This is a genomic window from Cryobacterium tepidiphilum (genome assembly GCF_003716325.1).
GTDB classification, from domain to species: domain Bacteria; phylum Actinomycetota; class Actinomycetes; order Actinomycetales; family Microbacteriaceae; genus Cryobacterium; species Cryobacterium tepidiphilum.
In genome coordinates, this window is the sequence record NZ_RDSR01000003.1 from 1 (window position 1) to 26,593 (window position 26,593).

A 26,593-nucleotide genomic window follows, 5' to 3' on the forward strand; every position below is an offset into this window, starting at 1 on the left:
AAACGCGTCATCGACGCGTATATGAGCCCGCGCACCGCCCCGGTCGCGTTCATCGACGAAGAACTCGCCGCCCGCGGTGAGACCCGCGACCCGGGCGACACGCGCACGCCCGACCAGAAGCGGCACGACATCTTCGCCGTCATCGTCGCCACCGCCGCGAAAGCCGCCGAAACCCCCACCATCGCCGGAGACGCCCCGACCGTGTTGGTCAGCGTCCGCCAGGAAGACCTCGAACAGGGCACCGGTGTCGGCCACATCGACGGGGTGGAGACCCCGATCTCGATGGACGCGGTGCGGCAGATGATCTGCGCCGGCGGCCTCCAAAAAGTCGTCCTCAAGAAAAACGGCAAGATCGTCGAACTCGGCACCAAGGAACGCACCTTCAACCGGGCCCAGCGCCGCGCGATCATGCTCCGCGACGGCGGCTGCATCATCCCGGGCTGTGACATCCCCGCCGCGTGGACAGAAATCCACCACGTCTGGCCCGACCGGGACGGCGGACCCACCCACACGAGCAACGGTGTCTGTTTGTGCTGGTTCCACCACCGCACCATCGAGACCTCGGGGTGGGAGATCCGCATGATCGACGGGTCACCACAGATCAAAGCCCCACCCTGGATCGACAGAACCGGACGATGGCGACCCGCCACCAAATCACCCACCCGGCTGCTCGACCAACTCGAACAGACCTACGGCAACTAGCAGAATCGCGCTGCTGGCAGGATTCGCGAGAAGCGTCGCGCAGGCTGGGCACTCAGAGTGGGCACTCAGAGTGGAAACTCAGAGTAGGCCTCACGGCAGGCAGCGCTGAGCAGGACGAGCTTCAGGCCTCGGGCGTTTGAGGTTCACCGGGGGCCGCCGACGTCGTGGGCCCAGCCGACGGCGTGGGCGCAGCCGGTGGCCGCAGCAGCCCGAGGCTGGCCCTCAGCTGGTCCTCGGCGGAGGCATCCGCGGTGGCAGCCGCGATGTTCGCCTCGGTGACGGCGCGCACGACCTCGTCACGTTGGATCTTGAGTCCGCGCGGTGCGTCGATGCCGATGCGGATGCTGTCGCCGCGGGCGTCGAGCACCGTGATGACGATGTCGTCGCCGAGGAGGATCTTCTCCCCCGGCTTGCGTGTGAGCACCAGCATCAGGCCAGCCTATCGCCGTGCCGGGCCTGGCGACGTGAGGCGCGATCCCCCGCGGGGCGGCCGTCCGCCCATCCGACCGGAATCCCGAGCTCCTCCACAGTCCCGGGCGATGCCGTCGCCGCGCAGTCCACGACGGCCACGCCGTCGACGGGGAGCCGCCGCGCGAGCGCACCCACCCACGCCGCGGTGTCGGAGCTCTTGCGCGCCACGTCGACGGCCACCCACACCTGGTCCGCTCCCAGGTCCGCGACAGCCGTGGCGGCCTCCTCGCCGTCGGACCAACCGAGGCCGAATGCGACGTAGACCGGGCATCCGTTCTGCACCCCTCGCGCCCGGCAGGTGAGGGCACGACGCCGGTCGGTCACCGACTCAGCGCGGGTGCGGGCCAGGAGGCCGGCACCCGAGACATCCGTTGCCGCCTCCCCCGCCACGTGCTCGGCCATCGACTGCGCCACCACCAGCGGATCCTCGCCGATCCCCAGGACGAGCACCAGGTCGCCGGCCCCCGCGAGCGGTGACGGAATGACCGGCGGCCGAGTCGCCTCCGGGTTCAGGAGTTCGAGGTCCCCGGGCGAAACGGTCGTGAAGGTCAGGTCGTCCATGAGCGCCGCGAAGTCGCCAGAGCCCGTCGACACAGGCGACGGGGCGCCGTGCAGCTGCGCCTCCGCCTCCTCCGCCTCGGCGAGGAGGGCCGCGATGCCGAGCCGGGCGGGAGTGTCGAGGGACCGCGGCAACGGGGCCGGCCCCGGCACCTCCACGGTCACCTCATAGTGCTGGCGTGCGAAGAAGCCGCGGATGCCGCCAACGGTCACCTTCTCGGCGGCGACGATCCGCGCATGAGGCCCGAACTCGACGAGAACGGATGCCTGCAACGTCTCAAGGCTGGCGCCCTCACGTTGAAATCGAGTCATTCGCGCGCACCACCCCGACGGTCTCGATGCTCACGTTCCCGGTCGTGACCTCCTGGTACGAGAGCACAGGCAGGCCTCCGCTCTGAGCCGACACCAGCCGGCGGATCGCCGGCCGCAACGCCGGGGCGCAGACCAGCACGGCGCTCTGGCCGTTCCGCTCCACGGCCTGCACCGACTCGCGCAGCGAGCCCAGCACCGCCTCGGTGCGGGCGGGGTCGAGCAGGATCTGGCTCCCGTGGTCGGAGGGCCGCAGACCCTCGAGCATGGACTGCTCCAGCACCGGGTCGATCATGATCACGCGCAACAACGAGCCGTCGACGTGCTGCGCCGCAAGCGCCGGCCCGAGCGCCTGCCGCGCCGCCTCCACCAGCCCCTCGGGGTCGGTCGACACCTTCGCGCGCAGCGCGAGCGCCTCGTAGATGCGCGGGAGGTCGTTGATCGGGATCTGCTCGGCCAAGAGCCCCTGCAGCACGCGCTGCACCTCGGCGAGCGAGAGCAGGCCGGGCACGAGCTCCTCGACGGCAGACGGATTCACCTGTTTCACGCCGTCGGTCAGCACACGCACGTCCTCGCGGGTGAGCAACCGGGCGGCGTTGGTGCTGATGATCGACGACAGGTGTGTGACGAGCACCGAGACCCGGTCGACGACGGTGGCGCCGGTCATCTCGGCGCTGTGGCGCATCTCACTGGGAATCCACTTGCCCGCCAGCCCGAACACCGGCTCGACGGTGCTCGCCCCCGGCAGGGAATCCAGGGTGTCGCCGAGGGCCAGCACCTTGCCCGACGGGGCGATGCCGCGGCCGGCTTCCACGCCGGCGATGCGGATGACGTACGTCGACGGGGGCAGCTCAATGCTGTCCCGGGTGCGCACGGGCGGCAGCACCACGCCGAGGTCCATGGCCACCTTGCGGCGCAGCGCCCGCACGCGCGCCAGCAGGTCATCGGAGGCGCCGGAGACGAGGTCGACCAGGTCGGGGGCCAGCTGGATCTCGAGCGCGTGCACCCGCATCTGTTCGATGAGGTCCTCAGTGGTGTCCTGTTTGGGGGCGTTGGCCGCGGCATCCGCTGCCTGCTGCTCGGCCAGCTCGCCGGCGACGCGGGCCGTGGCGCGCTGCGCGATGAGCATCAGGCCGGCCCCGACGACGAGGAACGGGATGACGGGCATGCCCGGGATCAGCGCCATCAGCACGGCGGCGCCCCCGGCGATCCGAAGCGCCGTGCGCGACTGGGTGAGCTGCAGCGACGCGGCCGAGCCGATCTCGGACTCGGCGCCGGAGCGGGTGACGATCATGCCGGTGGAGACCGCCATGAGCAGGGCCGGGATCTGGGTGACCAGGCCGTCGCCGATGGTGAGCAGCGCGTAGGTGTTGAGGGCGTCGGTGATGGAGAGTCCGCGCTGGATCATGCCGATCGCGATGCCGCCGACGACGTTGATGATGATGATGACGAGCCCGGCGATCGCATCACCCTTGACGAACTTCGACGCACCGTCCATCGCACCGTAGAAGTCGGCTTCGGCCGAGACCTCGGCGCGCCGTTCCCGGGCCTGCACGTCGGTGATGAGCCCGGCGTTCAGGTCGGCGTCGATGGCCATCTGCTTGCCCGGCATGGCGTCGAGGGTGAACCGGGCGCCGACTTCGGCGACGCGCTCGGCACCCTTGGTGACGACGACGAACTGGATGACGACGAGGATCAGGAAGATCACGGCGCCGATGATCATCGATCCGCTGACGGCGACGTGCCCGAAGGCGGCGATCACCTGCCCCGCGTAGCCGTCGCCGAGCACCAGGCGGGTGGAGGCCACGTTGAGGCCGAGCCGGAACAGCGTGGCCACGAGCAGCAACGACGGGAACACCGAGAAGTCGAGCGGCTTCTTCACGAACATCGTGGTGAGCAGGATCACCAGGGCGAGCAGGATGTTGACGATGATGAGCACGTCGAGCAGGAACGCCGGAACCGGCACCACGAGCAGCAGCAGGATGCCGACGACCGCGACCGGGACGGCGAGCATGGGGAGATTGCGTTTCACGTCAGTGAGCTCCGTAAGGCTTGGCAGGGTGCATGGTGTGCGTGCCGCTGGCGGCGCCGCGGGAATGCAGCGCCATCACGAACGCGAGGACGCGCGCGACGGCGTTGTACAGGTCGACCGGGATCTCCTGGCCGATCTCGCACGCGGCGTGCAGCGCGCGCGCCAGCGGGATGTCCTGCACGATCGGCACGCGGTCGGTCTCGGCCTGCTCGCGGATGCGGGCGGCGACCACGCCGGCGCCCTTGGCGACGACGCGCGGGGCGGATTTGCCCGGTTCGTACTTCAATGCGACGGCGAAGTGGGTGGGGTTCACGAGCACGACGTCGGCGTCGGCAACGGATGCGATCATCCGGTTCCGGCTCATCGCCAGCTGCCGCGAGCGGCGCTGCGACTTGATCAGCGGATCCCCGTCGGAGCTCTTGTTCTCGTCACGCACCTCCTTCTTCGTCATGCGGGTCTTCTTGCGGTTGCGCCGCATCACGACGAACAGGTCGGCCGCGGCGAGGACGAGCCCGGCGACGACGGCCGCCTGCAGGAGGGAGGCGGAGCCCGTGCCCGCCGCGTCGAGGAGGGCGGAGACGGGCAATCCCCCGGCGGTCATCAGCACGGGCGTCAGTCCCTGCACGACCGCCGTCAGCACCAGGGCGACGACGCCGGTCTTCAGCAGCGCCTTGGCCCCCTGCCAGAGCGCCTGGGTGCCGAAGGTGCGCTTCATGCCGGAGACCAGGTTGAACTGTTCGTAGTTGCCGGTGAACTTCTTGAGGTGCACGCCGCCCTGGAAGACGGCGCCGGCGAGGACGATCACGACCACTGCGGCCAGCAGCGGGGCGATGGTGCCCGTCATGGAGGCCAGGCCGTCGCCGAGCGCCTGCAGCGCGAGCTGGGGTTCCGGGTGCCTGATCAGGCCGCCGATGCCGAGCAGCTGCGCCGACGCGGCGTTCGCCCCGGCGGAGATGGTCGCGGGCAGCATGACGGCCGCGGCGCCGATGCCGAGCCAGGCGGTGAGGTCCTGCGACCGGGAGAGCTGTCCCTTGGACCGCACCTCCTTCATCCGCTTCTCGGTCGCTTGTTCGGTGCGTTCTGACGAGTCCGACATCTACTTCACCCCCATCAGCGTGTCGAGGGCGTGCCCGGTGAGTGAGGCGACGATGCCGGGAAGGGCGACGAAGACGATGACGATCAGGAGGAGGGTCAGCAGGATCTTGAGCGGGAAGCCGAGTGCGAAGGCGTTCAGCGCCGGCGCGACACGGGTGAGGAGGCCGAGACCGGCGTCGGCGAGGAACAGCACCACGATCAGCGGCCCGGCGATCTGCACGGAGGCGAGGAACATCTGCGTCACGGCGCCGACGGCGGCGTGCATGGGCTGGCCGAGGTCGATGCCGGCGCCGAGCGGCAGCGCGCTGTAGCTGCGGGCGAGGCCGCCGATGATCAGCTGGTAGCCGCCGGAGGTGAACAGGAGCGCCAGGGCGGTCATCTGGTAGAGCCTCGTGAATTGGGCGCCGTTGACCATGGCCTGCGGGTCGAATGCCTGCGCCAGTTGGAAACCGCCGAACATGTCGATCAGGTTGCCGGCGGACTGCACGGCGGAGAACACCACCAGCACCAGGAACCCGAGGGCCGCCCCGACCACGACCTCGAGCACGAGGGCAGTGACGAAGCCCGCCGTGTCGGGTGACGTGAACCCCGGCGTCACCCGCGGCGACACGGCGAAGGCCAGCCCGATGGCGAGCATGCCCTTGATGCGCACCGGGATGCCGTTGTAGGAGAACGGCGGGGCGATGACGAGGAAGGCCGTCATGCGCACGGCGGCGAGCATGACGGCTTCGATCCAGGTGAAGTCGAGCGTGAGGTTCACGGCCGCGCGCCCATCAGCCGCCGCCGAGCAGGGACGGGATCTTCTCGAACATCTGGTGGGTGAAGGCGACCATCTCGGAGATCATCCAGTGGCCGGCCACCAGCAGGGCGAGGCACACGGCGATCGCCTTCGGAACGAAGGACAGCGTCACTTCCTGGATCTGAGTGATCGACTGCAGCAGCGACACGGCGAATCCGACGACGAGCGCGGTGACGAGGATGGGCGCCGAGAGCTTCGCGGCGATGACGAGGCCCTGCAGGCCGATGTCCAGGACGGCGTTCGAGTCCATCAGCCACCCCCGGTGTGATAGCTGCTCACGAGCGACGTGATGATGAGCCCCCAGCCGTCGACGAGCACGAACAGCAGGATCTTGAACGGCAGCGAGATCATCACCGGCGGCAGCATCATCATGCCCATCGACATCAGGGCAGCGGATACGACGAGGTCGATGACGAGGAACGGCACGAAGATGACGAAGCCGATGATGAACGCGGCCCGCAGCTCGGAGATCATGAACGCGGGGATCAGCGTGAGGATCGGAACCGTCGCCGCCGACTCCGGGTTCTCCTGCCCGGCCGTGCGGGTCATCAGGGCGAGGTCCTCCTCACGCGTGTGGCCCAGCATGAACTGCCGGAGCGGCTCGGAGCCGGTCCCGATGGCATCGGTGAACGTCATATGCCCCGCAAGGTATGGCTGCACGGCCAGCGTATTGATGTCGGTGATCACGGGCGCCATGATGAACAGCGACAGGAACAGGGCGAGTCCCGCGAGCACCTGGTTCGGCGGGATCGACGGCAGCGCGAGCGCGTTCCGGGTCATGGCCAGTACGACGAAGATCTTGGTGAACGACGTCATCATGAGCAGCAGCGCTGGAGCGACCGACAGGAGTGTGATGCCGACGAGGGTGACGATCGCCGACGAGGGGGCGCCGTCCGGGCCGTTGATCTCCACCGTGAAGCCGCCGCCCGTGCCGGGTGTCGCGGGCGCTGTTGGCGTGGCCGGGTCCGTCGGCGCCACCGGGTCGCCCGGGGCGGCGTGGCCGGCTCCCGCGGACAGCATGACCACGGCGATGACGATGGCCAGGCCCAGCAGGGCGAGCACGCAGGCGCGCAGTATCCTCGCTCGCCGATACGAGGCGGCCGCGTTCACCGTCCCTGCCGGAGTGCGGCCGCGGTCTGCTGCCAGGTGGCCGGCGAGAGGATGGAGCCGCCCAGCTTGCCGGCGCGTTCCGGGTGGTGGAGTTCGCGGCGCGGCCGGAAGACGAGCGGCGGTTCCAAGGGCTTCTCCTCCTGGTCCGCCGCGGCATCCGCCAACAGGCGCGCGAATTCGTCGTCACGCTGCGCCGTCGTGGGCACCGCCTCGAGCATGGGGGCCGTGTGGCGGGCGCGGGCGATCGCGCCGCGCGCTTCGGTGTGGATCACGGTGACGTTCTGCTCGGTGACCCCGAGCACGAACCGGGTGGCCTCCACGTCGACGACGACGACGGATGCCTTCTGGCCGATGGCGTGCCGGCCCACCACCGTCACGATGCCCGCTGAGCGCTTCGCCCCGGCCCGCCCGGTGACGCGGCGTTGCACATACCAGAGCAGCCCGAGCACAACGGCCAGGGACAGCACCACACGCAACGCGACGAGAACGGTGTCCACTTACGAGAGGCCCTCGGCGACGTCGAGGATCTGCGTGATGCGCACGGCGTAGTCCTGGTCGATGACGACGATCTCCCCGTGCGCGATGAGGCGCCCGTTGAGGAGCACGTCGGCCGGCGCTCCGGCTGAGCGGTCCAGTTCGATGACGGCGCCGGGTTCGAGGGCCAGCACGTCCCGCACCGACATGCGGGTGCGCCCGATCTCGACGGTCAGCGACATCTCCACGTTGCTGATGCGGCCGAGCTTTCCGACGACCGAATCGTTCAGCGGCCGCACGGAGTTCCCGATCGCGCCGTTGGCGCGCACGCGGATCCCGAACCAGCCCGCCTCGATGCCGTTGTCGCTGAGTTCGAAGAGCACCGTCTCTGGGTCGGCGAAGACAGCGGATGCGTCGTCGATGCGCGTGTCGCCGAGCACGCCGCTGCCGAGTACGGCTGACGCGGCTTCCAGGGCCGGGCGCAGCACGTCGGCCGCTGCGACCAGCGGGGTGTCGGTGCCGGCAGCGGCGCGGACCGCCGAGGTGTCGGTCATCACGACCGCGAGGTCTGCGGAGGTGGAGCCCACGAAGGAGCCGACAACGGCGCCCGCGGAGCGGCCGGCGGGGATGGCGTCGACCGCGCGGACCTGCAACGGGACCGGCGTCGGGAGGAGCCCGACGAGCGCCTCGGCGGCGGCGGTCTGGAGCGTCTGGGTGGGGCTCATCTGAAGTTCTCCTGGACGTGCATGGCGGGGGTGGTGAGTGGTGCGGCGGCGTCGCCGAAGTCGGTGGAGGTCACGACGCAGGCCAGCCGGGACCCGTTGGCGCCCACCGCAGCGCCTGCGAGCGGCTGGCCGCCGACGGCGACGTCGAGCGGCCGGTGCTGCGGGTGCGGCAGGCGCAGCAGGTCGCCGACAGCGAGATTGAGGATGCGGTCGGGCAGTACCCGGGCCGACGCGAGCCGCAGCGACACATCCACCGGCACCCAGGCCAGCTGCGCATGCACGAGCTCCTTGGCGTTGGCGGTGGAGCGGGTGGGGTTCGTCTCGCCCAGCTGCGGCAGCAGCGCATCCGCCGGCAGCGCGACGGTGGCCGCAGCGATGCTCTCCCCCACGCGGATCTCGAAGCCGGCGACGATCATCAGGTCGCCCGTGGCAGCGGCCTGCGCGAACTGCGAGTTGTACTGGATCCCGTCGACGCTGATCGGGGTGACAAGGAGCGAACCGAGCGAATACCGCAGGTCCTCGAGCGCGTCCTCCATGAGCCGGCGCAGCAGGGCCTGCTCGATCAGGGTGAACTTTCGCTCCCCCGTGACGATCTGCGTGCCGTTGCCGCCGAGCATGTGACCCACCCACGACAGGGCAGCGGATGTCGGGAACTGCACGACGGCCTTGGCGTCGAAGTCCTCCAGGGCGAAGAGCACCATGGCCGTGGTGGGCGGCAGCGACGCCGCGTACTCGTCGTAGGTGCACATGATGACCTGCTCGCAGGCCACCTGCGACACCACGCGGACCTTGGCGGTCAGCTGCGTTCCCCACTGGCGGGCGAAGGTCTCGAAAGCGAGCTCGAGCACGCGGGTGTGTTCGCGCGCGAGCGTGGTCGGACGGCGGAAGTCGTAGACGTCCACGGAGCGGGTCCCGCGCGCGGGCATACCGCTGCCTGATTGTTCCTGGACCGTCACAACGGTCACTATCGGCAGCCCCGTCACCGATGTAAGGGGCTGTCGTGGTGTTTTCCGGAGATTCCCGGTCAGGGCTGGGCGACCACCCCCGGGATGAGTTTCCGTGCCTTGTCGGGGAGGGTCGAGAGCACGACGACATCGACGCGGCGGTTCTGGGCCATGTCCTCCAGTGCGTCGCCGGTGGCGGCCGGGCGGGCGGCGCCGTAGCCGACGGCACCCACCTCACCGGGCGGCACTCCCCCGTGTTCCACCAGGCGTCGCAGCACCTGGGTGGCGCGGCCCGAGGAGAGTTCCCAGTCGGTCGGGAAGTTGATGGTGCGGCCGTGCTTGTCGGCGTGGCCCTCGATGGAGACGTTGCGGTGCGCGGTGGCCAGCGCCGGGGCGATGGAATCGAGCACCACGGTCGCCTTCGCGCTGAGGTCCGCCCGGTCCGGGCGGAAGAAGGTCTCGGAGCCGACGAGGCCGACCGTGAGGCCGCGTTCGTCGATCTTGAACTGCACCAGGTCCTCGACGCCGTTGCGACGCAGGTTCTCCCGCATCTCGTCGCGGATCTTGACGAGCTTCGCCACCTCGTCGCGGGCGAGGTCCAGGTCGGTCTCGACGTTCGTCTCGGTGTCGGTGAAGCCGGCGCCGTCCGCCTTCACCAGGTCGGGCGGAACGATCACCCCCTCCGCCGCGTCGACGTTCTCGGAGGCGACCGTGCCGAAGCCGGTCGCGAGGGAGTTCGCCAGCTGCTTGAACTTGCTCTGGTCAACCGTCGACATGGCGTAGAGCACGATGAACATGCACATCAGCACGGTGACCATGTCCATGTACGAGGCCATCCAGCGCTCGTCCGGGTGCACCTCTTCGTCGTCGCCGAGCTTGCGCCGGCGGGGCCGGGCGCTCATGCCGCCTTCGGGAGGGCCTCGGCCGGGACCATGGCGCGCAGTCGCTCGCCGAGCAGGCGCGGCTGGCTTCCGGACTGCACAGCGAGCGCGCCCTCGAGCAGCAGGGTCATCCGGTCGACCTCGAGGTCGGCGAGCCGCTTCAGCCGCGTGCCGATGGGCAGCCAGATGAAGTTGGCGGAGAGGAGGCCCCACAGGGTGGCGACGAACGCCGACGCGATCATGGGACCGAGTTCGTCGGGCGAGGAGAGGTTCTCCAGCACGTGCGTGAGCGAGACGACGGTGCCGACGATGCCGACCGTGGGCGCGTATCCGCCGAGGGACATGAAGAACCGGGAGGCGGTGCGATCCCCCTTGGACTTCGTCGCGATCTCGTCCTCGAGGAGGGTGCGCAGTTCGTCGCCGTCGGTGCCGTCGGCGATGTTCTGCAGGGCGCCGCGCAGGAATGGGTCGTCGACGTTGTCCGCCTCCTGCTCCAGCGCGAGCAGTCCCTTGCTCCTGGCGGTCTCGGCGAGACCGACCATCTGGTCGATGATCTCCTGCGGAGGGGTGACCTTCCCCTTGAACGCGTGCGGCAGGGCCTTGAAGGAGTGAAGCGCGTCTTTCAGCGTGCCGCCGGCGACGCCCACGGCGATGGTCGCCACGAACACGAGGATCATGGGGGCCGGCAGCAGGATGGCCGAGATGTGGGAGCCCTCGAGGGTCAGCATCGTGATCAGGGCACCGAACGCCAGCAGGATGCCGATCAGGGTTGCGGGATCCATCACTTCCTCCGCGGGCGCAGCGGCACCGTGTTGCCGGTGTCACCGATATCGTCGTCGGGGCCCGCGTCATCCGCTGCCGACACCAGCCCCAATGGGCGGCCATTGCCACGCTGCGCGGGCTGGGGCTCGTAGGCGAGGGCGAGCACGCGCGCCCGGTACGCGGCGATCCGTTCGACGACCTCATCCATCGACTCGGTCACGATGTACTTCGCGCCATCGACCATCACGAGGGTGGTGTCGGGGTTCGAGTGGATGCGTTCGATGAGGTCGGGATTGATCGCAAATCGACTGTCGTTCAGCCGCGTGACTACGATCATGGGTTCCATCCCTGTTCTTGCGCGACTCATCCTGAGTCGTCAAGCACCACTGTCGGCCGACCCGCCGTCGCCGTTAGGCGCGGGTTTCACCCATCAGTGGTAGGGGGATGCGTTTCCCTCTCCGCGAAACCGGAGTCGTGGTCGTTTTCAGCGACGTTCAGCGGCCACGACTACGGTTTCCCGTCGAGGAGGGGGTTATCAGCGCTTCAGGTTGGTGAGCTCCTGCAGCACCTCGTCGGACGTGGTGATGATGCGGGCGTTGGCCTGGAAGCCGCGCTGGGCGACGATCAGGTTGGTGAACTCCTGCGACAGGTCGACGTTCGACATCTCGAGGTAGCCGCCGGAGAGCGAGCCGAGGCCCGCGGAGCCGGCGGGGCCGGTGATGATGGCACCGGAGTTGGCGCTCGCGCGGTAGGTGGAGCCGCCCGCCTTCTCCAGGCCGCCCGGGTTCGCGAAGGTGCTGAGGGCGATGCGGGCGATCGGGGCGATCGCGCCGTTGGAGAACGACCCGGAGATGGTGCCGTCGTTGCCGATGCTGTACGACTCGAGCGTGCCGGCGTTGCGGCCGTCCTGGCTCGACATGGCGATGCTCGTGACGCCCGCGAAGCTCGTGACGCCGCCGAACTCGTACGTCACGCCCGAGGCGGCGTCGGTGATGGTGCCGCTGCCCTGGAGCTCACCGTCGGTGAAGGCGAGGGTGCCGAGGCTTGTCCCACCGGCGCTGACATCCCAGCCGCCGGCCGAGACGCTCTTGGTGAAGGTCAGCTGCGTGGTGCTCTTGTTGCCGAGCGCGTCGTACACCGGAACGTCGCGGGTGAGGACAGCGCCGTCGGCCTCGTCGCCGGGGAGGTTGCCCGTGAAGATCGCGTTCGTGGTGGCCTGGGCGGGGGCGACGGTCTCCTTCGTGAGCGTGATGTTTCCCACGGCCCCCGTGTCGGTGATGACGCCGTTCTGCGCGGTCCAGCCCTGCACGAAGGCGCCGTCGCTGGTGACCAGGCGGCCGTCGGAGTCGAAGCCGAACGCCCCGTTGCGGGTGTAGAGCGCCTCACCGCCCACCTGAACGGTGAAGAATCCGTCGCCGTTGATCATGAGGTCGGTGGCCTTGCCGGTGGCCTGCGCCGAACCCTGGGTGAAGTTGGTGGAGATCGCCGCCACCTTCACGCCGAGGCCGATCTGGGCGGGGTTGGTGCCGCCGGCCTGGGCCTGCGCGCCACCGGCGCCCTTGATCACCTGCGAGAGGGTGTCCTCGAATTCGGCGGTCGACGCCTTGAAGCCCACGGTGTTGACGTTGGCGATGTTGTTGCCGGCCACGTCGAGCATGGTCTGGTGGGCACGGAGCCCGGAGATTCCGGAGTAGAGCGAGCGAAGCATGGTGTGCCTTTCAGTTGGCGGGCGTGGTGGGTGCGGCGGATGCCGGCGGTGCGGTGGCGACGCCGGCGATGGCGTCGAGGGCGATGTCGGCGCCGCCGACGGTGACGAGGGGAACCGGGCCGGCGAAGGAGACGGCGGTGGCCGTGCCGCTGACGGTGGCGCCGTCGGCATCCGTGTAGCTGACCTGCTGGCCGACGAGGCCGGCGGCGGCCATGCGCATCTGCAGGGAGAAGTTCTCGTCGCTCGTGGTGGAGAGGGCGGTGATCTTCTCCATCATGGCCAGCTGCGTCGTCTGCGAGATCATCTGGTTCGTGTCCATGGGGGAACTCGGGTCCTGGTTGCGCAGCTGGGTCACCAGGAGGGACATGAACACCTCGGAGTCCATGGTCTGTTTCGGCTCGCGCGTGGCCGTGGGCGTGGTGTACATGCCCGCGGTGCGCGCGGCCGGGGTGACGCTGTCGATCGTCATGGTGGGTCTCTCCTTAGGCCAGTACGTCGATGAGGGAGGATGCCGAGTGCCGACGGGAGGAGGCGGGGATGGCGGGCTCGACCGCGTGCCGGGGCGCTCTCGCCCGGTCCTCGACGGCCGACCGCGCCTGCCGGTCGGGGTTCTGCCCGGTGTCGGGCGCCTGGTCGTGTGCTGACAGGTCGAGGTTCGTGGACAGCGCCGAGGAGCCGGCGAGGTCGCGGCGCAGGTCGGGGAGGATGGCGCGCAGCGCGTCGCGGCCGGCGTCGTTCGGAGCGAAGAGCTCGACGTGCACGCGGTCTGCGGTGACGTGCGCACGCACGGTGACCGGGCCCAGAGTGTCGGGGGTGACGGTGACGGTGACCACGTGCTCCCCCGGGCCTGCCGCGGCGAGCGAGAACACCGGACCCGCGATCTGTGTGGCCAGGGGTGCGGGCGCTGTGGCGGGCGCGGCGGCCGCGGCGGGCGCTGCGGGCGCCACGGCACCGGGCGCCGTCACCGTGGCCGAGCCGGAGGCGGGAGCGGGTACCGGTGCGGCGGCCGATGCCGGGTCGGCGGGCGTCGCGGGCCCGGCGGTGAGCGCATCTGCGGGCGCGTCGACGGCGGATGCCGCGGGATCCGGTGTGACGGCCGCGTCCGGGAGCGCCGGCGTCGTGGCGGGTGCGGGCGGGGCGGGTGCAGCGGTGGTGGATGCGGCCGAGGTGGCTGCGGCTGCCTTTACGGGCACGCCGGGCACCGCGGCGGGCGCGGTCGCCGGCGGGGCGGTGGCGGCGGTCGTCGCGGGAGTGGCGGGCGCGGCGGACGAAGCGGAGGACGGCACTGCGGGGGCCGTTCCTGCGGACACCGTCCCTCCGGGTACGGTCGCGGACACCATCCCTGCGGGCACCGTCGCTGCGGATACCGTCGTGGCGGGCGCCGCTGCGGGGCCCACCGCTGCTCGGCCCGCGACGGCCGGGGCTGCCGAGGCGGGACCGGCGGCAGCCGTGCCCGCAGTGGTTCCCGCTTCGCCCTGGCCGGGCTTCGCCGGTGCGATCGCGGTCGCGCCCGCAACCGGAGCGGCCGAAGCAGCAGCCAGGGCGGGCACGGCGCCGGACGGCGCACCGGCGACTGCGACGACGGAGGCTCCGGCCGCAGCGGGGGTACCGGCGACGGCGGTGCCGGCGGCGGTTCCGGCGACGAGCGGTGCGGCCTGGGCGAACACCGCCGGAATGACCAGGGGCGCGGCGGCGCCCGCGCCGGCATCCGTTGCGGTGCCGTCGGATGCGTCGTCGGCGCCGGACGCCGTCGATCCGGTTGCGGCGGACGTCGCGTGGTCGGCGGTCGGGGCCACGGTGTCGCTCAGCACGGCGGCGAAGGCACCGTCATCGGAGGGCGCGCCCGGGCGGGACGCGGCCTTCGCGGCCGGCGCCGCGGGCGGTGGCGTGGTTCCGAGCAACAGGCTCATGAGGCGCTTCCTTTCACGATGGAGGCGAGTGCTGCCGAGAGCATGTCGCTGCCGCCGGCGCCGAGCCCGGCCCCGGGTCCGCCGAGCCCAGTGCCGCTGAGCGCGGTGCCGCCGAGCCCTGCCGTGCCGGCGAGGGCGGCCACGGCGGATGCGGCGGTCGGGGCCGGCGAGTCGGGGATGACGCGGCGGATGGTGTCGATGTCGGAGTCGTCCATGTAGGCGTCGACGAGGCAGACGGTGCGGCCCTCGTACGGCGCGTGGATGACCTTGTGGTCGCCCGCGTAGATGAGGATGTGGTCGCCGCCGCCGGTCACGATGAGGTCGCCCGGCTTGGCCTCGGCGAGCGAGCCGACCTCGGTTCCGACGGTCATCTGCCCGGAGACGAGGCGCGGCATGTCGATGCCGAGGTCGCCGTACACGCGCTGCACGAGCCCGGAGCAGTCCATGCCGCTCGCGTCCTCCCCGCCGAAGACGTAGGGCACACCGAGGTACTTCTCCGCTGCCGCGACCACGTCGGAGCCGGTGGCGGCGCCCGGGTTCGCCGGCGCGGTGGCGGTGCCGGTGGAGGTTGCTGCCGCGGCGCCGAGCGCGCCGGCCAGCGACGTCGCGAATCCCGCCGATCCGGCGGTCGCGGCCGTGGCACCCGTCGACGCCGGTGCCTGCACGCCGCGGAGCTGCTGGAGTGTGGACTGGATCTGCTGGATGCGGCCCATCGCCTCGATCATCGTCATCGGCCGGCCTCCTGGTCGCGGTGCCACCCGGTGGAGGCGATCTCGTCGAGGACCACCTGCTCCTCGTGCCGCTCCTCGCGGGCGGCCTCCTCGGCGTGCCGGGCGGCGAGCTTCTCGAGGCCCACGGCGCTGGCTCGGGCCAGGTCGAACGCGGCCTGCGCCTGCTGCACGCCGGTTTCGTGGTGCCGGCCGAGGGCGTCGAGGTCGGCGAGCATGCTGCGTGTGGAGGCGCGGGCGGCGGCGAGCGCGTACAGGGCTTCGACGCTCGTCGCGTCGGCGGAGGTCGCGCCCAGGGCGCCGCGCGCCCGGTCCCGGCGCACCCGGCTCTCGCGCAGCCGCGCGTTGGCGGCGGCGAGCTCGCTCGCCGCCTGGTCCTGCTGCAGCTGGCGCAGTCGGAGCAGTCCGGAGAGCGGGAAGACGCGGGCCATCAGTTCACTCCCAACAGGCCGGTGAGGTGGGTGAGCCGCGCCCACGTCTCGGCGGCCTCGGTCTGGTCGTCCATGCGCTGGCGCAGGAACGCATTGATCGCGGGTTCGTGGTCGACGGCGGCGTCGACGAGCGGGTTGGTGCCGCGCTGGTAGGCGCCGACGTCGAGGAGGTCCTGCGCACCCTTGCGCGCGGCGAGCACCGTGCGGAGCGCCGTGGCGGTCCGGGTGTGCTCGGGCGTGTTGACGCGGGAGGCGACGCGGGAGATCGAGGCGAGCGGGTCGACGGACGGGAAGTGTCCGACGACGGCGAGCTTCCGGTCGAGCACGACGTGGCCGTCGAGGATCGAGCGGGCGGCGTCGGCGATGGGCTCGTTGTGGTCGTCGCCGTCGACGAGCACCGTGTAAATGCCGGTGACCGAGCCCGTCTCCCCGGTTCCGGCGCGTTCGAGCAGCTGGGCGAGCAGCGAGAACGTCGATGGCGGGTATCCGCGCGTCGCGGGCGGCTCCCCCACCGACAACCCGATCTCGCGCTGCGCCATGGCCACGCGGGTCAGCGAGTCCATCATGAGCATGACGTCGGCGCCCTGGTCGCGGAAGGACTCGGCGATGCGGGTGGCGACGAACGCGGCCCGCAGTCGCATAAGCGCCGGCTCATCGGAGGTGGACACGACGACGATGGAGCGGGCCAGGCCCTCCTCGCCGAGGTCGTCTTCGAGGAACTCGCGGACCTCGCGCCCGCGTTCGCCGACCAGCGCGATGACCGACACCCGGGCATCCGTGCCGCGGGCCACCATCGACAGCAGCGACGACTTGCCGACGCCGGATCCGGCGAAGAGGCCGAGGCGCTGGCCCCGACCCACGGTCGTGAGAGTGTCGAGCACGCGCACGCCGAGCTGCAGCGGCGTCTCGATGCGGGCGCGGTGCATCGCCGAGGGGGTCTCGTTCTGCAACGGGACGAAGGTGCTCGCCTCGAGCGGGCCCTTGCCGTCGATGGGGCGGCCGAGTCCGTCGAGCACCCGTCCGAAGAGCCCGGCCCCGGTGGGCACCAGCAGCGGGGCGCCGGTGGAGCGGGCGGGCGCGCCGGCCGTGATGCCGTCGAGGCGGCCGAGTGGCATGCAACGGATGCCGTCCCGCGTCGTCGCGACGACCTCCGCGTCGACCCGGGGGCGCTCGCCCACGGTGATGAGGTCGCCGATGGCCGCGCGCAGGCCCGTGACCTCGAGTCCGAGCCCCACGATCGACGAGACCACACCCACCCGTTCCGGCTGCGCGGCAGCGCGCGCAGCGACGAACGACAGCGGGTTGTGGGCTGTCGTGCGGGGGGCCGGGGGCGCGATGGTCATCGATTCTCCCGGAGGAGGGCGGCCCTGGCCCGCTCAAGGGCCGAGGAGATGCGGGCGTCGAGGTAGCCGTCCGGGAACTCGGTGATCGCGTCGCCGCGGCTGAGCGTGGCATCCGCGGTGAACCGCACGCCGGCGCGGGCGCGCGCCTCGGCATCGATGAGTGCCAGGTCGGCGGGGTGCATGCGCACGACGCGCACGAGGTCGACGTCGACCTCGTGGAGGGCGCGGGCGAGGGCGGCGCGGGCGCTGCGGGGCTCATCGTCCAGTTCGTAGCCGAGCACCGCCTCGGCCAGGTCGAGGGCGGCCGCAGCCAGGGCGCCGTGGGCGTCGGCGAGCACCGGGACGGTGCGGTCGTCGAGGGCGCGCGTCGCGGCGGCGAGCACCGCAACGGCCCTCTCGTGCTTGGCGCGCAGCTCCCCCACCACCGCCTGGTGGTCGGCCTCGAGGCGTCGCACCCGGGCCTCGACCTCGGAGCGGGCCGCGCGGAGGCCGTCCGTGTAGCCGGTGGCGTGGCCGCGGGCCCGCGCCTGCTCCTCGAACCCGGCGCTCACGTCGTCGCCGAGACGCGGGAAGCTCACTGCCGAAAATGCGGGGCGGGAGGAGGTGGCGTCAGAGAACATAGTCGTCCTCGTCTCCGCGCAGCACGGTGATGCTGCCCTGCGCTTCGAGGTCGCGGATGGCGCGGACGATCTGCGCACGCGCTTCCTCCACCTGCGACATGCGCACCGGGGGCGCCGATTTGATCTCGTCCTCGAGGATCTCCCGGTTGCGTTCGGACATGTTGGCCCGGATGACCTCGGCGACCGACTCGGTGGTGCCCTTCATGGCGATCGCGAGCACGGCCGCGTCGATGCCGCGCAGCACCTGCTGCACGTCGCGGCTGTCGAGCTTGACGATGTCGGCGAAGGTGAGCATGCGCGAGCGCACCTCTTCGGCGAGGTCGGGGTCGCGGGCCTCGAGTCCATCGAGGAGCGCGCGCTCGGTGGCCGCGCTGGCCCGGTTGATGATCTCGACGAGCGGCTGCACGCCGCCGACCACCTCGGTGGCCTCGCGGGAGGACACGACGGCGCCGGCCCGGATCTTGAGCGTGTCGGCGACCACGCGCACCGCCTCGGGCGCGGCACTGCCCATGGTGGCGATGCACTGGGCGACGTCGGTGCGCAGGGAGTCATCGAGGCCGCCGAGCACGGCGGAGGCGTGCTCGGGCCGCAGGTGGGCGAGGATGAGGGCGATGGTCTGCGGCAGTTCGCCGTCGAGGAGGGTCTGGATCTGGCCGGGCTCCGCGGTGTCGAGGAACTCGAACGCCTTGCCCGCCATCGACGAGGCCACCCGGTTCATCACGCCGGCGGCCTTCTCGGCGCCGAAGGAGGCCTCGAGCAGTCCGACGGCGAAGTCGCGGCCCCCGCGGGCGCCGCGCGCCCCGCGGACGGTGAGGCTGTGGAATTCTTCGAGGGCGCTCTCGGCCACGGATGCGTCGACGCGGCGCAGGCGCACGATCTCGGCGGCGATCTCCTCGGCCTCGACCTCGCTGAACTGCTTCATGACCTGCGCGGCGCGCTGCTGGTCCATGTTCATCAGGACGATGGCGGCCTTCTGGGTTCCGCTGAGTGCGGTCAGTACCTCGCTCATACCGGCTGCCTGTCATCCATGAGGCCGCGGAGGAAGTCGGCGGCCTTCTGCGGGTCGCGCCCGGCGAGGGAGTCGATCTCGGCGCGCCGGCGGCTGGCCTCGGCGGTCGCGCCGTCGGGGGGCTCGGGGGCCGGCGGCGGGGCGATCAAGAGCGGAACGGTGGGCGCTTCGAGCCCGGCCGGCATGGCGGTGCCCTCGAGCGCGGCGGGCGCCTCGGAGAGCTCACCGAGTTCGATCGACTCGCGGGTCTGCCTGCGGGAACGCCGGGCGTAGAGGATGAGCCCGAGCACGAAGGTGATCACGGCTCCGCCGACGATGATGGCCAGGCGCACGATCGCGGCAAACCGCTCGGCCGCGGCCTGCTGCTCGGCCTGGGCCAGCGCATCCGCTGCCGCCTTGGCGCCCGCGCTGTTGAAGCTCACGCTCGCCACCGTGACGGCGTCACCACGGGTGGTGTCGATTCCGGCGGCGGCGGTCACGAGGTTGGTGATGTCGTTCACGTTCACGCCCGAGGTGGCGTCGGCGTTCAGCGCGACCGAGACGGTCTGCCGGGTGACGGCGCCGGCCGGGATCGTGCGCTCCTCGGTGACCTTGTTGAGCGCGTTGTTTCGCGTGGTGTCCTCGGAGGTGAAGGTGCCGTCCTTGCCATCGGTCCCGGCGGGCACGGCGATGTTGTCGGGCCCGAGCACGCCGGCCTGGGATCCGCCGGCACCCGTGTACGTCTCCTTCTTCACGGCCTCGTTCAGGGCGGGTGCCTGCGTCGGCGAGGTGTAGGTCTCGGAGGTCTGCTGCGCGGACTCGCGGCTCATGTCGGCGGCGACCACGACCGTGGAGTTGCCGGGGCCGACCACCTTGTCGAGCATGGTCTGCACGGCGGTGCGCACCCGGCTCTCGTAGTCGGAGGCCTGCTTGTCGGCGGAGCCGGTGGCGCCGACGCCGACGGCGGAGAGCACGACGCCCTGCGCGTCGATGACGGCGACGTCGGTGGGCGCCATGTTCTCGATCGACGCGGAGGTGAGGTGCACGATCGCCTGCACCTGGTCGCTGGAGAGGGTGACGCCGTTCTGCGTCTCAACGAAAACGGATGCCGTCGGGTCTTTCTTGGTGGAGACGAAGACGGTCTCCTCGGGGATCGCCAGCCGCACCGAGGCCGTCTTCACGCCCTTCATGGCCTCGATGGTGGAGGCGAGTTCCCCTTCGAGTGCCCGCTTGTAGGTCACCGACTGCTGGAACTCCGACGCCGTGACGCCCATCTTGTCGAGGAGGGAGTATCCGCCGGTCGAGGAGGAGGGCAGGCCGGCGGCGGCCGCCTTCAGGCGCTCGTCGTAGACGTTGTCCTTGGGCACGAGGATCGTCGCGCCGCCGTTGCTCAGCTGGTAGGGGATGCCGTCGGTGTTGAGCTGGTCGACGATGGAACTGGCATCCGTTGCGCTGAGCCCGGAGAACAGCGGCGTGTACGACGGTTTCGTCGCCCACATGGTCAGTGCCGCGACGCCGAGGACGAGCACGGCGACGCCGATGATCGCGACCGTGCGCTGCGCGAGGGTGAACTCGCGCAGCGTGGCGGCGAAGCGGCGGAACGCCGAGGAGACCTGGGTGGGCATCAGGCCTGCATTCGCATGATCTCGTTGAACGCGTCGACGCCCTTGTTGCGCACGGCGGCCACGAGTTCGAGGGTGACCTGGGCCCGGCTCGCGGCGATGGTGGCGGCGTGGATGTCGGTCAGGTCACCGGTCACGGCCGCGACGGCGAGCTGGTTCGAGGTGGACTCGAGCTGCTGCAGCCCGTCGACGGCGCCACCGAGGCTCGCGCCGAAAGCCGACCCGTCGGTGGACGGGACGGCCTTCGAGGAGATGTCGGTCGCGCTGACAGCCGGCAGGGAGCCGATGGCGGGGATGGGCATCAGTTGCGTCCGATCTGCAGGGCGGCCTCGTACGCGGTCTTCGCGCGGTCCACGACGGCGGCGTTAGCCTGGTAGCCGCGCTGCGCCATGATCAGCTCGCCCATCTGCTCGGCCATGTCGATGTCCGGGTAGCGCACGTAGCCCTCCGCGTCGGCCAGCGGATGGTCGGGCGAGTAGACGAGGCGGCCTTCGGCGTCGCCCAGCGCGGCTCCCGCCACGTAGGCGCCGCTCACGCCCTCCCCCGCCTGGGCGAGAACATAGCGGGCCTGGAAGGCGTTGCCGCTCGTGGGCGAGGCGTTGTTGGCGTTGGCGAGGTTGTCGGAGACGGCGTCCAGCCACTTGCGGTGCAGGGTGAGGCCGGTGGAGGCGATCCCGATCGCGTCGAACGTCATCAGTTGGTCCTGAGCGCGGCGCGCATGAAGGAGAACTGGTGGTTGGCTGCCTGGCTCGCGAACTGGTACCGCAGCACCGTGTCGATGTTCGAGAGCGTCTCGGTGTCGAGGTTGACGTTGTTGCCGTTGGTGTTGGTCGGCTCGAGGGAGGTGGCGGTCGTCGGCGTCGCCTGCCCGTCCCCCGCGGCGACCGACGCGGCCAGGGCGTCTTCGAAGGCCACCCGCTTCGCGTGGTAGTCGGGCGTGTTGACGTTGGCGATGTTGTTGGCGATGGTGCGCTGGCGGAGCGCCAGGCCATCCAGGGCGCTCGAAAGCGCCGTGGCGGTCACGGAATCGAACACGACAAAACCCGCTTCATGTCGAACGAAGGCCGGTCCGTGGCCGAGAGGTGCGAGCGATCCGTGCTCGCTGTTAGCTATCGGCGCTCACTCAGGTTTCGTTAGACGTGTGCGGGATTTTCTTTTCTCCCGGCTATCCGGCGACGTCGAGGTAGACGGATGCGGCGGTGTTGCGGAGTGCGGGGATGCTCCGGAGCGCGGTGAGGTGCGCGGCCGTCTCGCGCTTGGCGCTCTCAAGCTCGGCCACCCGCATCCGCTGTGCGCGGTTCAGGGCCTGCGCGCGTTCGACGAGGGCCTCGGGGATGAGGCCGAGTCCGGCCGGGGGGACCCAGCCCGTCGTCGGCTCCCCCGCCATGGCGAGGCTGGCCTCGAGCTCATCGAGCACGAGCTCCCACGCCGCCAGGTGGGGTTCAAGGGTGGTCTGCTCAAGCGACGCCAAGGGTGCCTCCGATGTTCGTGACCGGCGCCTGCGCGGGCAGCATCGCCGCCGCTTCGTGCCAGGTCTGCCGCAGTGGTTCGAGCAGCGCGATGCTCTCGCGGGTGCGCTCGATGTCGTGGTGGATGTTGGCGCTGATCATCGCCGTGGACACATAGGTGTAGAGGGCCATCAGGCCTTCGCCGCCGTCCCACGCGTCGACCCTCAGCGTGGAGGAGAGCTCGGAGACGATGGCCTGCGCGTGCAGCAGGTTCTCGCCGGCGACGGACCAGTTCTCGGCCGACTGCGCGGCTTCGGCCCGGCCGAGGTCGAGCAGCAGGCGGTCGTAGAGCATCGTGAGCAGGCGCACCGGGGTGGCGGAGAGGATCGCGTCCTGATTGTACTGGGAGCGCTGGGCGTAGGGATTGGTGGTCATCGACATCATCATCAATTCGAACTCGGGAGGCTGGCGAGCTGGGAGGAGAGGTAGGACTGTTGCTTGTTGAGGTTGCTGAGCTGCACCTCGAGCGCGGCGTAGGTGCGCTCGAGGGTGGTGCGGCGGTCGGTGAGGCGCCTGTCCCAGCTGTCCACCTGCGTGCTGAGGTCCTTGACCTCCGACTGCTGGCCGCTGATGACCTGGCTGAGGGTTCCGTCGTACTTGTCCGAGATGCCGGTCGCGGCGTCCGAGACCCGGGAGGCGATCTCCTGCAGCGCCGCCTTGGTCGCGACGGGGTCCTTGGCCAGCGCTGCCTTGAACGCGTCCTGGTCGAAGTCGATGGAGCCCGACTTGTTGATGCTGATCCCGTACTCCGACGGCGAGATGCCGTCGACGGGGAGCGTGGCGGCGGAGAGCAGGCTCTCGTTCACGTCGCGCACGGTGCTGTCGCTCGTGAAGACGCCGCCCTTGACGCTGGTGGTGCCCGAGGAGTCCGTGTTGGTCGTGACGGCAGACTTGCTCGCGATCTCCGAGAAGATGCCGTTGAGTGACGCCACGAGGTCGGAAGCGCTCTTGGAGATGGCGTTGTCGTCGCGCTTCACGGTGATGCTGACCGGGTCGATGGAGACGGCGGAGACGGTCAGCGACACCCCGGGGAGCAGGTCGGTGAACGTGTTGCTCGTGGAGGTGATGGTCTGGGCCGCGGGGGTGCCGGCCCAGATCGTGATCGAGGCGTCCTGCGCGGCCTGGATCGGGGTGGTGGCCAGCGGCGTCGCCGTGCCGCTCCCCTGGTACAGCGTGAACGCACCGTCGGCGCCGATGGTGTTCGAGGTGAACTGGAGACGGTAGTTGCCGCCGCCGATCGAGACCTTCGTGGCGGTGATGCCGGCATCCGACGTGTTGATCGCCGAGACCATGTCGTCGAGCGAGGTCGATGCGGCGGTGATCTCGTGGAGGGTGCCGTCGCTGCTCTCGACCGTGAGCACGGGAGGCGACGCGGGCCACTGCGTCATCGACGCCGAGACCGACTTCTGCGCGTAGGCGAGCTGGTCGACGGTGACGTCGAGCTGGCCGGGGGCGGCGGCGGAGGTTGCGGTCGCCGTGACATCCGAGGAGCTGCTGGTGGCGGAGTAGAGGTCGAGGGCCGCGGGCGCGGCGGTCTTGCCGGCGAGGTCGGCGAGGGACGCGACCTTCGTGTTGAGCCCCTGCAGGGCGGTGACGAGGGTCTGCGCCTCGGAGACCTTGTTCTTGAGAAGGGTCTGCGGGACGGCCTCGACCTGCATGAGGGAGTTGATGAGCGCCGTGGTGTCGAGGCCACTGACGAGACCGTCGATGGCGAGAGTCGATCCCATGGTTCCTCCGAGGTGTCGAACGGATGATGCTGGTTACGAGAAAAGCTGGTGGCGCCGGCGGATGAGGTCCAGTTCATCCGCCGACGGCCACCAGCTGGTGCTCACCGTCAGGTGCCCGGTGGGCTCAGCCGCTCCGCTTAGCGGAGGAGCTGCAGCACACCCTGGTTGGACTGGTTCGCCTGCGCGAGCATGGCCGTGCCGGCCTGCGACAGGACGTTCGCCCGGGTGAACTTGACCATTTCCTCGGCCATGTCGGTGTCGCGGATGCGCGACTCGGCAGCGGTGAGGTTCTCCTTCGAGACGCTCAGGCTCTTGATCGCCGACTCGAACCGGTTCTGAGCGGCACCGAGGGTGGCGCGAGCGGTCGAGATGTTGGTGATCTGCTGGTCGAGGACCTTGATGGCCGCCTGAGCGTTCGCCGCGGTGTCGAACTTGACGCCCGTGACGGTCGCGCCCGTCGACCCACCGGTGGCAAGGCCCGCTGCCGGAGCGGTCGCGGTGTCGACCGTTCCGCCGTCGAGGGCCGTCACGACGATGCCGGTGCCCGCACCGTTCGCGTCCTTGGTCACGGAGACCGAGAAGTTGGCGGAGAAGGCGGCGTCCGAACGCAGCGCGGTGGCGTACTCGTCCACGCTCTGGAACCCTGCGGCACTGCCGTCGGCGGTGTCCGCCAGCGTGCCGGTGGTGACCGAGGTGGTCACGCCGGCGGCCGTGGTGCTCTCGAACGTTGCCGCTGCGGTGGTGAGCGAGGCGAGCGTGGTGGCGAACGACGAACCGGTCGCCGTGGTCGAGCCGCTGTTGAGCGCGGTGGCGACAGCTGCGACGTTGGCGCCGCTGAGGTCGACCGCGATCTGGCTGCTGGCGTCGCCGTCGGCGCCGACCTGGAACTTCAGCGACGACTGCGAACCGTCAAGCAGCTGGATGCCGTTGAAGTTCGTGGAGTCGCTGATGCGGGCCAGCTCGTCGGTGAGGGCCTTGGCCTCGGTGCTGATCGCAGCGCGCGAGTCGGCGTTGTTCGAGTCGTTACCGGCCTGCACGGCGAGGTCGCGCATGCGGTGCAGGATGGAGTGCACCTCGGTGAGCGAGCCTTCAGCGGTCTGGATGACCGAGATGCCGTCCTGCGCGTTGCGGGCGGCGACGTTCAGGCCGCTGACCTGCGAACGCAGTCCCTCCGAGATCGCCAGGCCTGCTGCGTCATCCGCGGCGCGGTTGATGCGGAGGCCGCTGGAAAGCTTCTCCAGCGACTTCGACAGGTCGTTCTGCGTTCCCGACAGGTTGCGGTACGAGTTGAGCGCCGCAATGTTGGTGTTGATCTGCATACCCATGGTGAATTCCTCCGTGATCTGGGTGTTGGTGCGCCTACCCATCCGTGGGCCGGCACTGTGAGCTATCGGCAGCCGCCGCGCCCCCGTTAGGTGTGGGGCCCGTCCATTTCGCCCCGCGCGGGTTGAACGCCGCTGCGCGGGTTGAATTCAGCCCGCGTAGCGGCGTTCAACCAGCGAAACTCGGAGTAGTACTGCACGTCAGGAGGCGGCGGGGCTGGTGGCGGTGGCGCGCTGGTGCAGCGTGCGGGTGACACCGTGCGCGGCGTGGTCGGCCAGGCGGGCCAGGTAGGCGCTGCGGCTGGCCGGCGCGATCCGGGACTCCAGCACGTGTTCGATGTCGGAGTCGTCGGCGTAGTGGGTTCCCATGCCGTCGCGAAGCAGACGGATGGCTTCGGCTCGCTGCTGCGAGACCGCGGAGTGCGTGGTGCCGAGCTCCGCGGCGATCTCCTTCACGGAGCGGTCGTGGATGTACACCTGCTCGACCACGTGGCGCATCTTCTCCGGCAGCGCGGCGACGGCGGCGCGGAGGAAGCTCAGGCGCTCGGCGATGAGCACCGCCTCGTCGGGCAGGACCGTGTCGGCCACCAGGAATTCCGCTGTCGTCTCGTCGAGGGTCGTGAGCACGCGGGAGGCGTCGGCGAGGCCCGCGGCGGCGGTCTCGCGGTCGACGCCGAGTGCGGTTGCGATCTCATCGATCGAGGGCGCGCGGCCGAGGGCGGCCGACAGCGTCTCCTGCACGGCGACGGTCTCTTTGATGCGGCGCCTGGTGGAGCGGCTCGCCCAGTCGTTGGAGCGCATCTCGTCGGCGAAGGCGCCGATGATGCGACGCCTCGCGAACGCGCCGAACGGAACGCCGAAATCGGGATTGAAGGCATCCGCCGCGGTCACCAGCGCCAGCGCGCCGGCCGAGGCGAGGTCGTCACGGGAGAGGTGCCGGGCCTTGGACCAGACCTCTGACACCAGATACCCGACGAGGGGCAGGTTCTCGAGCACGAGCGCGTTGCGTTCTGACCGATTCACCACTGACTCCCGGAGAGGCTTACAGGCGGACAATTCTGCGTATCTTCGGGTGCACGCGGTGAGGCTGAAGCTCGATGACGCTTTATCGAGGTGAAGTTTTCGCCTCGAATCTCACGCTAACGATGGATCGAGCGCCGCCGGGGGGCGCCATACCCCCAGTTCAGGGCATCGTCTGTCGGCATTTATGCGGACAATGCAACCCGTTTGGGGTGCATGGATGCTTTTCACAGCTAACCCCGCCCTCCCCGCGACCGATAGTCGACGGAAGAGGTGACCATACCGCCGGTATGTGCAAACCAAGAGCTTGGAGGAGACGTGGGCGCGAACGAACTGTCGTCGCTGCTGTGGCGCGAACGGGAGTTGCTCGAGCTGCTTATTTTCAAGCTCGAGGAGGAACAGCTGCTGCTGATGTCGGGCAAGACCCGCTGGCTTCAGCACGCGACCCAGGAGGTCGAGCAGGTCATGGGACGGCTGCGGGAAGCAGGCCTCGGCCGCTCGGTCGAGGTCGCGGCACTGGCACGCGAGTGGGACACGCCGGAGGACGGAACGCTGCGCGACGTCGTGGAGCGCGCGCCCGAGGGGCCGTGGCGCGAGATCTTCGGCGCCCACCTGACTGCCATGACGTCGCTCACCAGCCAGATCAAGAGTCTCCGCGACGTCAACGAGCAGTTCCTCCGCGCCGCCGCCCGGTCCACGCAGGAGACGCTCGCCGGCGTCGGCCAGGACGCCCACACCTATGACGCCCGCGGCGCGTCGGGGGGCTCCGTGCCCAACGCCCGCCTCTTCGACCAGAGTCTGTGA

32 protein-coding genes are annotated in these 26,593 nt (G+C 70.3%); 2 read left to right on the forward strand and 30 right to left on the reverse strand.

The genetic code is table 11. The features are described 5' to 3' along the window. The coding region (locus tag EEJ31_RS02400; protein ID WP_148040110.1) for an HNH endonuclease signature motif containing protein at positions 1 to 702 on the forward strand (702 nt) is incomplete at its 5' end. A 121-nt stretch (positions 703 to 823) separates the two neighbouring features. Here EEJ31_RS02400 and EEJ31_RS02405 read toward each other — a convergent pair. The 30 genes from EEJ31_RS02405 to EEJ31_RS02550 all read right to left on the reverse strand — a co-directional run bounded on the left by EEJ31_RS02405 (position 824) and on the right by EEJ31_RS02550 (position 25,792). Then, the gene (locus tag EEJ31_RS02405) at positions 824 to 1,132 is read right to left on the reverse strand and encodes a carbon storage regulator (protein ID WP_123044704.1); all 309 of its coding nucleotides are present in this window, start codon (positions 1,130 to 1,132) and stop codon (positions 824 to 826) included. Continuing rightward, a complete protein-coding gene (locus tag EEJ31_RS02410; protein ID WP_148040111.1) occupies positions 1,132 to 2,043 on the reverse strand; it encodes a hypothetical protein in 912 nt (303 codons plus the stop codon). Before EEJ31_RS02410 ends, EEJ31_RS02405 begins: the two co-directional genes overlap by 1 nt. Continuing rightward, complete coding sequence (locus tag EEJ31_RS02415) at positions 2,024 to 4,054, reverse strand: flagellar biosynthesis protein FlhA (RefSeq protein ID WP_123044856.1); 2,031 nt, start codon at positions 4,052 to 4,054, stop codon at positions 2,024 to 2,026. The genes EEJ31_RS02410 and EEJ31_RS02415 overlap by 20 nt, the downstream gene beginning before the upstream one ends. Positions 4,055 to 4,073: 19 nt before the next feature. After that, the gene (locus tag EEJ31_RS02420) at positions 4,074 to 5,168 is read right to left on the reverse strand and encodes an EscU/YscU/HrcU family type III secretion system export apparatus switch protein (protein ID WP_123044706.1); all 1,095 of its coding nucleotides are present in this window, start codon (positions 5,166 to 5,168) and stop codon (positions 4,074 to 4,076) included. Further along, positions 5,169 to 5,927, reverse strand: coding sequence for a flagellar biosynthetic protein FliR (locus EEJ31_RS02425; protein WP_123044707.1), 759 nt, complete (start codon positions 5,925 to 5,927; stop codon positions 5,169 to 5,171). It lies immediately after the preceding gene. Positions 5,928 to 5,940: 13 nt separating this feature from the next. Continuing rightward, positions 5,941 to 6,216 carry a flagellar biosynthesis protein FliQ gene (fliQ, locus tag EEJ31_RS02430; RefSeq protein ID WP_123044708.1) on the reverse strand — a complete coding sequence of 92 codons (276 nt, stop codon included), beginning with the start codon at positions 6,214 to 6,216 and terminating at the stop codon, positions 5,941 to 5,943. Continuing rightward, entirely contained in the window at positions 6,216 to 7,076 is an 861-nt protein-coding gene (gene fliP, locus EEJ31_RS02435; protein ID WP_407643189.1) for a flagellar type III secretion system pore protein FliP, read from the reverse strand. Before fliP ends, fliQ begins: the two co-directional genes overlap by 1 nt. Continuing rightward, the gene (locus tag EEJ31_RS02440) at positions 7,073 to 7,573 is read right to left on the reverse strand and encodes a FliO/MopB family protein (RefSeq protein ID WP_123044709.1); all 501 of its coding nucleotides are present in this window, start codon (positions 7,571 to 7,573) and stop codon (positions 7,073 to 7,075) included. The genes fliP and EEJ31_RS02440 overlap by 4 nt, the downstream gene beginning before the upstream one ends. Further along, a complete protein-coding gene (gene fliN / locus EEJ31_RS02445) occupies positions 7,574 to 8,275 on the reverse strand; it encodes a flagellar motor switch protein FliN (protein ID WP_123044710.1) in 702 nt (233 codons plus the stop codon). After that, positions 8,272 to 9,201 (reverse strand): flagellar motor switch protein FliM, encoded by a 930-nt coding sequence (locus EEJ31_RS02450; RefSeq protein ID WP_123044711.1) that lies wholly within the window; start codon positions 9,199 to 9,201, stop codon positions 8,272 to 8,274. Before EEJ31_RS02450 ends, fliN begins: the two co-directional genes overlap by 4 nt. A 98-nt stretch (positions 9,202 to 9,299) precedes the next feature. Then, positions 9,300 to 10,121, reverse strand: coding sequence for an OmpA/MotB family protein (locus EEJ31_RS02455; protein ID WP_123044712.1), 822 nt, complete (start codon positions 10,119 to 10,121; stop codon positions 9,300 to 9,302). After that, positions 10,118 to 10,882, reverse strand: a complete 765-nt coding sequence (locus EEJ31_RS02460) for a motility protein A (RefSeq protein ID WP_123044713.1) — start codon at positions 10,880 to 10,882, stop codon at positions 10,118 to 10,120. Before EEJ31_RS02460 ends, EEJ31_RS02455 begins: the two co-directional genes overlap by 4 nt. Further along, positions 10,882 to 11,199 (reverse strand): flagellar FlbD family protein, encoded by a 318-nt coding sequence (locus tag EEJ31_RS02465; RefSeq protein WP_123044858.1) that lies wholly within the window; start codon positions 11,197 to 11,199, stop codon positions 10,882 to 10,884. Before EEJ31_RS02465 ends, EEJ31_RS02460 begins: the two co-directional genes overlap by 1 nt. Positions 11,200 to 11,397: 198 nt before the next feature. Continuing rightward, complete coding sequence (locus EEJ31_RS02470) at positions 11,398 to 12,570, reverse strand: flagellar hook protein FlgE (RefSeq protein ID WP_123044714.1); 1,173 nt, start codon at positions 12,568 to 12,570, stop codon at positions 11,398 to 11,400. 10 nt (positions 12,571 to 12,580) lie between these two features. Beyond that, a complete protein-coding gene (locus EEJ31_RS02475; protein ID WP_123044715.1) occupies positions 12,581 to 13,039 on the reverse strand; it encodes a flagellar hook assembly protein FlgD in 459 nt (152 codons plus the stop codon). A 13-nt stretch (positions 13,040 to 13,052) separates the two neighbouring features. After that, complete coding sequence (locus EEJ31_RS02480; protein ID WP_123044716.1) at positions 13,053 to 14,480, reverse strand: flagellar hook-length control protein FliK; 1,428 nt, start codon at positions 14,478 to 14,480, stop codon at positions 13,053 to 13,055. Then, entirely contained in the window at positions 14,477 to 15,211 is a 735-nt protein-coding gene (locus tag EEJ31_RS02485; RefSeq protein ID WP_123044717.1) for a C40 family peptidase, read from the reverse strand. Before EEJ31_RS02485 ends, EEJ31_RS02480 begins: the two co-directional genes overlap by 4 nt. Next, positions 15,208 to 15,639, reverse strand: coding sequence for a flagellar FliJ family protein (locus tag EEJ31_RS02490; protein WP_123044718.1), 432 nt, complete (start codon positions 15,637 to 15,639; stop codon positions 15,208 to 15,210). The genes EEJ31_RS02485 and EEJ31_RS02490 overlap by 4 nt, the downstream gene beginning before the upstream one ends. After that, positions 15,639 to 16,982, reverse strand: a complete 1,344-nt coding sequence (locus EEJ31_RS02495; protein ID WP_123044719.1) for a FliI/YscN family ATPase — start codon at positions 16,980 to 16,982, stop codon at positions 15,639 to 15,641. Before EEJ31_RS02495 ends, EEJ31_RS02490 begins: the two co-directional genes overlap by 1 nt. Beyond that, a complete protein-coding gene (locus EEJ31_RS02500; protein ID WP_123044720.1) occupies positions 16,979 to 17,602 on the reverse strand; it encodes a FliH/SctL family protein in 624 nt (207 codons plus the stop codon). Before EEJ31_RS02500 ends, EEJ31_RS02495 begins: the two co-directional genes overlap by 4 nt. After that, positions 17,592 to 18,611: a flagellar motor switch protein FliG gene (gene fliG, locus EEJ31_RS02505; RefSeq protein WP_123044721.1), complete on the reverse strand. Its 1,020-nt coding sequence runs from the start codon at positions 18,609 to 18,611 to the stop codon at positions 17,592 to 17,594. The genes EEJ31_RS02500 and fliG overlap by 11 nt, the downstream gene beginning before the upstream one ends. Continuing rightward, entirely contained in the window at positions 18,608 to 20,215 is a 1,608-nt protein-coding gene (gene fliF / locus EEJ31_RS02510) for a flagellar basal-body MS-ring/collar protein FliF (RefSeq protein ID WP_123044722.1), read from the reverse strand. The genes fliG and fliF overlap by 4 nt, the downstream gene beginning before the upstream one ends. Next, the gene (fliE, locus tag EEJ31_RS02515) at positions 20,215 to 20,514 is read right to left on the reverse strand and encodes a flagellar hook-basal body complex protein FliE (RefSeq protein WP_123044723.1); all 300 of its coding nucleotides are present in this window, start codon (positions 20,512 to 20,514) and stop codon (positions 20,215 to 20,217) included. The genes fliF and fliE overlap by 1 nt, the downstream gene beginning before the upstream one ends. Continuing rightward, complete coding sequence (locus tag EEJ31_RS02520) at positions 20,514 to 20,906, reverse strand: flagellar basal body rod protein FlgC (protein WP_123044724.1); 393 nt, start codon at positions 20,904 to 20,906, stop codon at positions 20,514 to 20,516. Before EEJ31_RS02520 ends, fliE begins: the two co-directional genes overlap by 1 nt. After that, positions 20,906 to 21,247 (reverse strand): flagellar basal body rod protein FlgB, encoded by a 342-nt coding sequence (locus tag EEJ31_RS02525; RefSeq protein ID WP_123044725.1) that lies wholly within the window; start codon positions 21,245 to 21,247, stop codon positions 20,906 to 20,908. The genes EEJ31_RS02520 and EEJ31_RS02525 overlap by 1 nt, the downstream gene beginning before the upstream one ends. A gap of 130 nt (positions 21,248 to 21,377) precedes the next feature. Continuing rightward, positions 21,378 to 21,683 carry a hypothetical protein gene (locus tag EEJ31_RS02530; protein ID WP_123044726.1) on the reverse strand — a complete coding sequence of 102 codons (306 nt, stop codon included), beginning with the start codon at positions 21,681 to 21,683 and terminating at the stop codon, positions 21,378 to 21,380. Then, positions 21,670 to 22,095, reverse strand: coding sequence for a flagellar export chaperone FliS (gene fliS, locus EEJ31_RS02535; protein WP_325049329.1), 426 nt, complete (start codon positions 22,093 to 22,095; stop codon positions 21,670 to 21,672). The genes EEJ31_RS02530 and fliS overlap by 14 nt, the downstream gene beginning before the upstream one ends. An 11-nt stretch (positions 22,096 to 22,106) precedes the next feature. Further along, positions 22,107 to 23,447, reverse strand: coding sequence for a flagellar filament capping protein FliD (gene fliD, locus EEJ31_RS02540; protein WP_123044727.1), 1,341 nt, complete (start codon positions 23,445 to 23,447; stop codon positions 22,107 to 22,109). Between the two features lie 137 nt (positions 23,448 to 23,584). After that, positions 23,585 to 24,772: a flagellin N-terminal helical domain-containing protein gene (locus tag EEJ31_RS02545; protein ID WP_123044728.1), complete on the reverse strand. Its 1,188-nt coding sequence runs from the start codon at positions 24,770 to 24,772 to the stop codon at positions 23,585 to 23,587. A 198-nt stretch (positions 24,773 to 24,970) separates the two neighbouring features. Further along, the gene (locus EEJ31_RS02550) at positions 24,971 to 25,792 is read right to left on the reverse strand and encodes a sigma-70 family RNA polymerase sigma factor (protein WP_123044860.1); all 822 of its coding nucleotides are present in this window, start codon (positions 25,790 to 25,792) and stop codon (positions 24,971 to 24,973) included. Between the two features lie 315 nt (positions 25,793 to 26,107). Here EEJ31_RS02550 and EEJ31_RS02555 point away from each other — a divergent pair, with 315 nt between their 5' ends. Next, positions 26,108 to 26,593 (forward strand): flagellar protein FlgN, encoded by a 486-nt coding sequence (locus EEJ31_RS02555; protein ID WP_123044729.1) that lies wholly within the window; start codon positions 26,108 to 26,110, stop codon positions 26,591 to 26,593.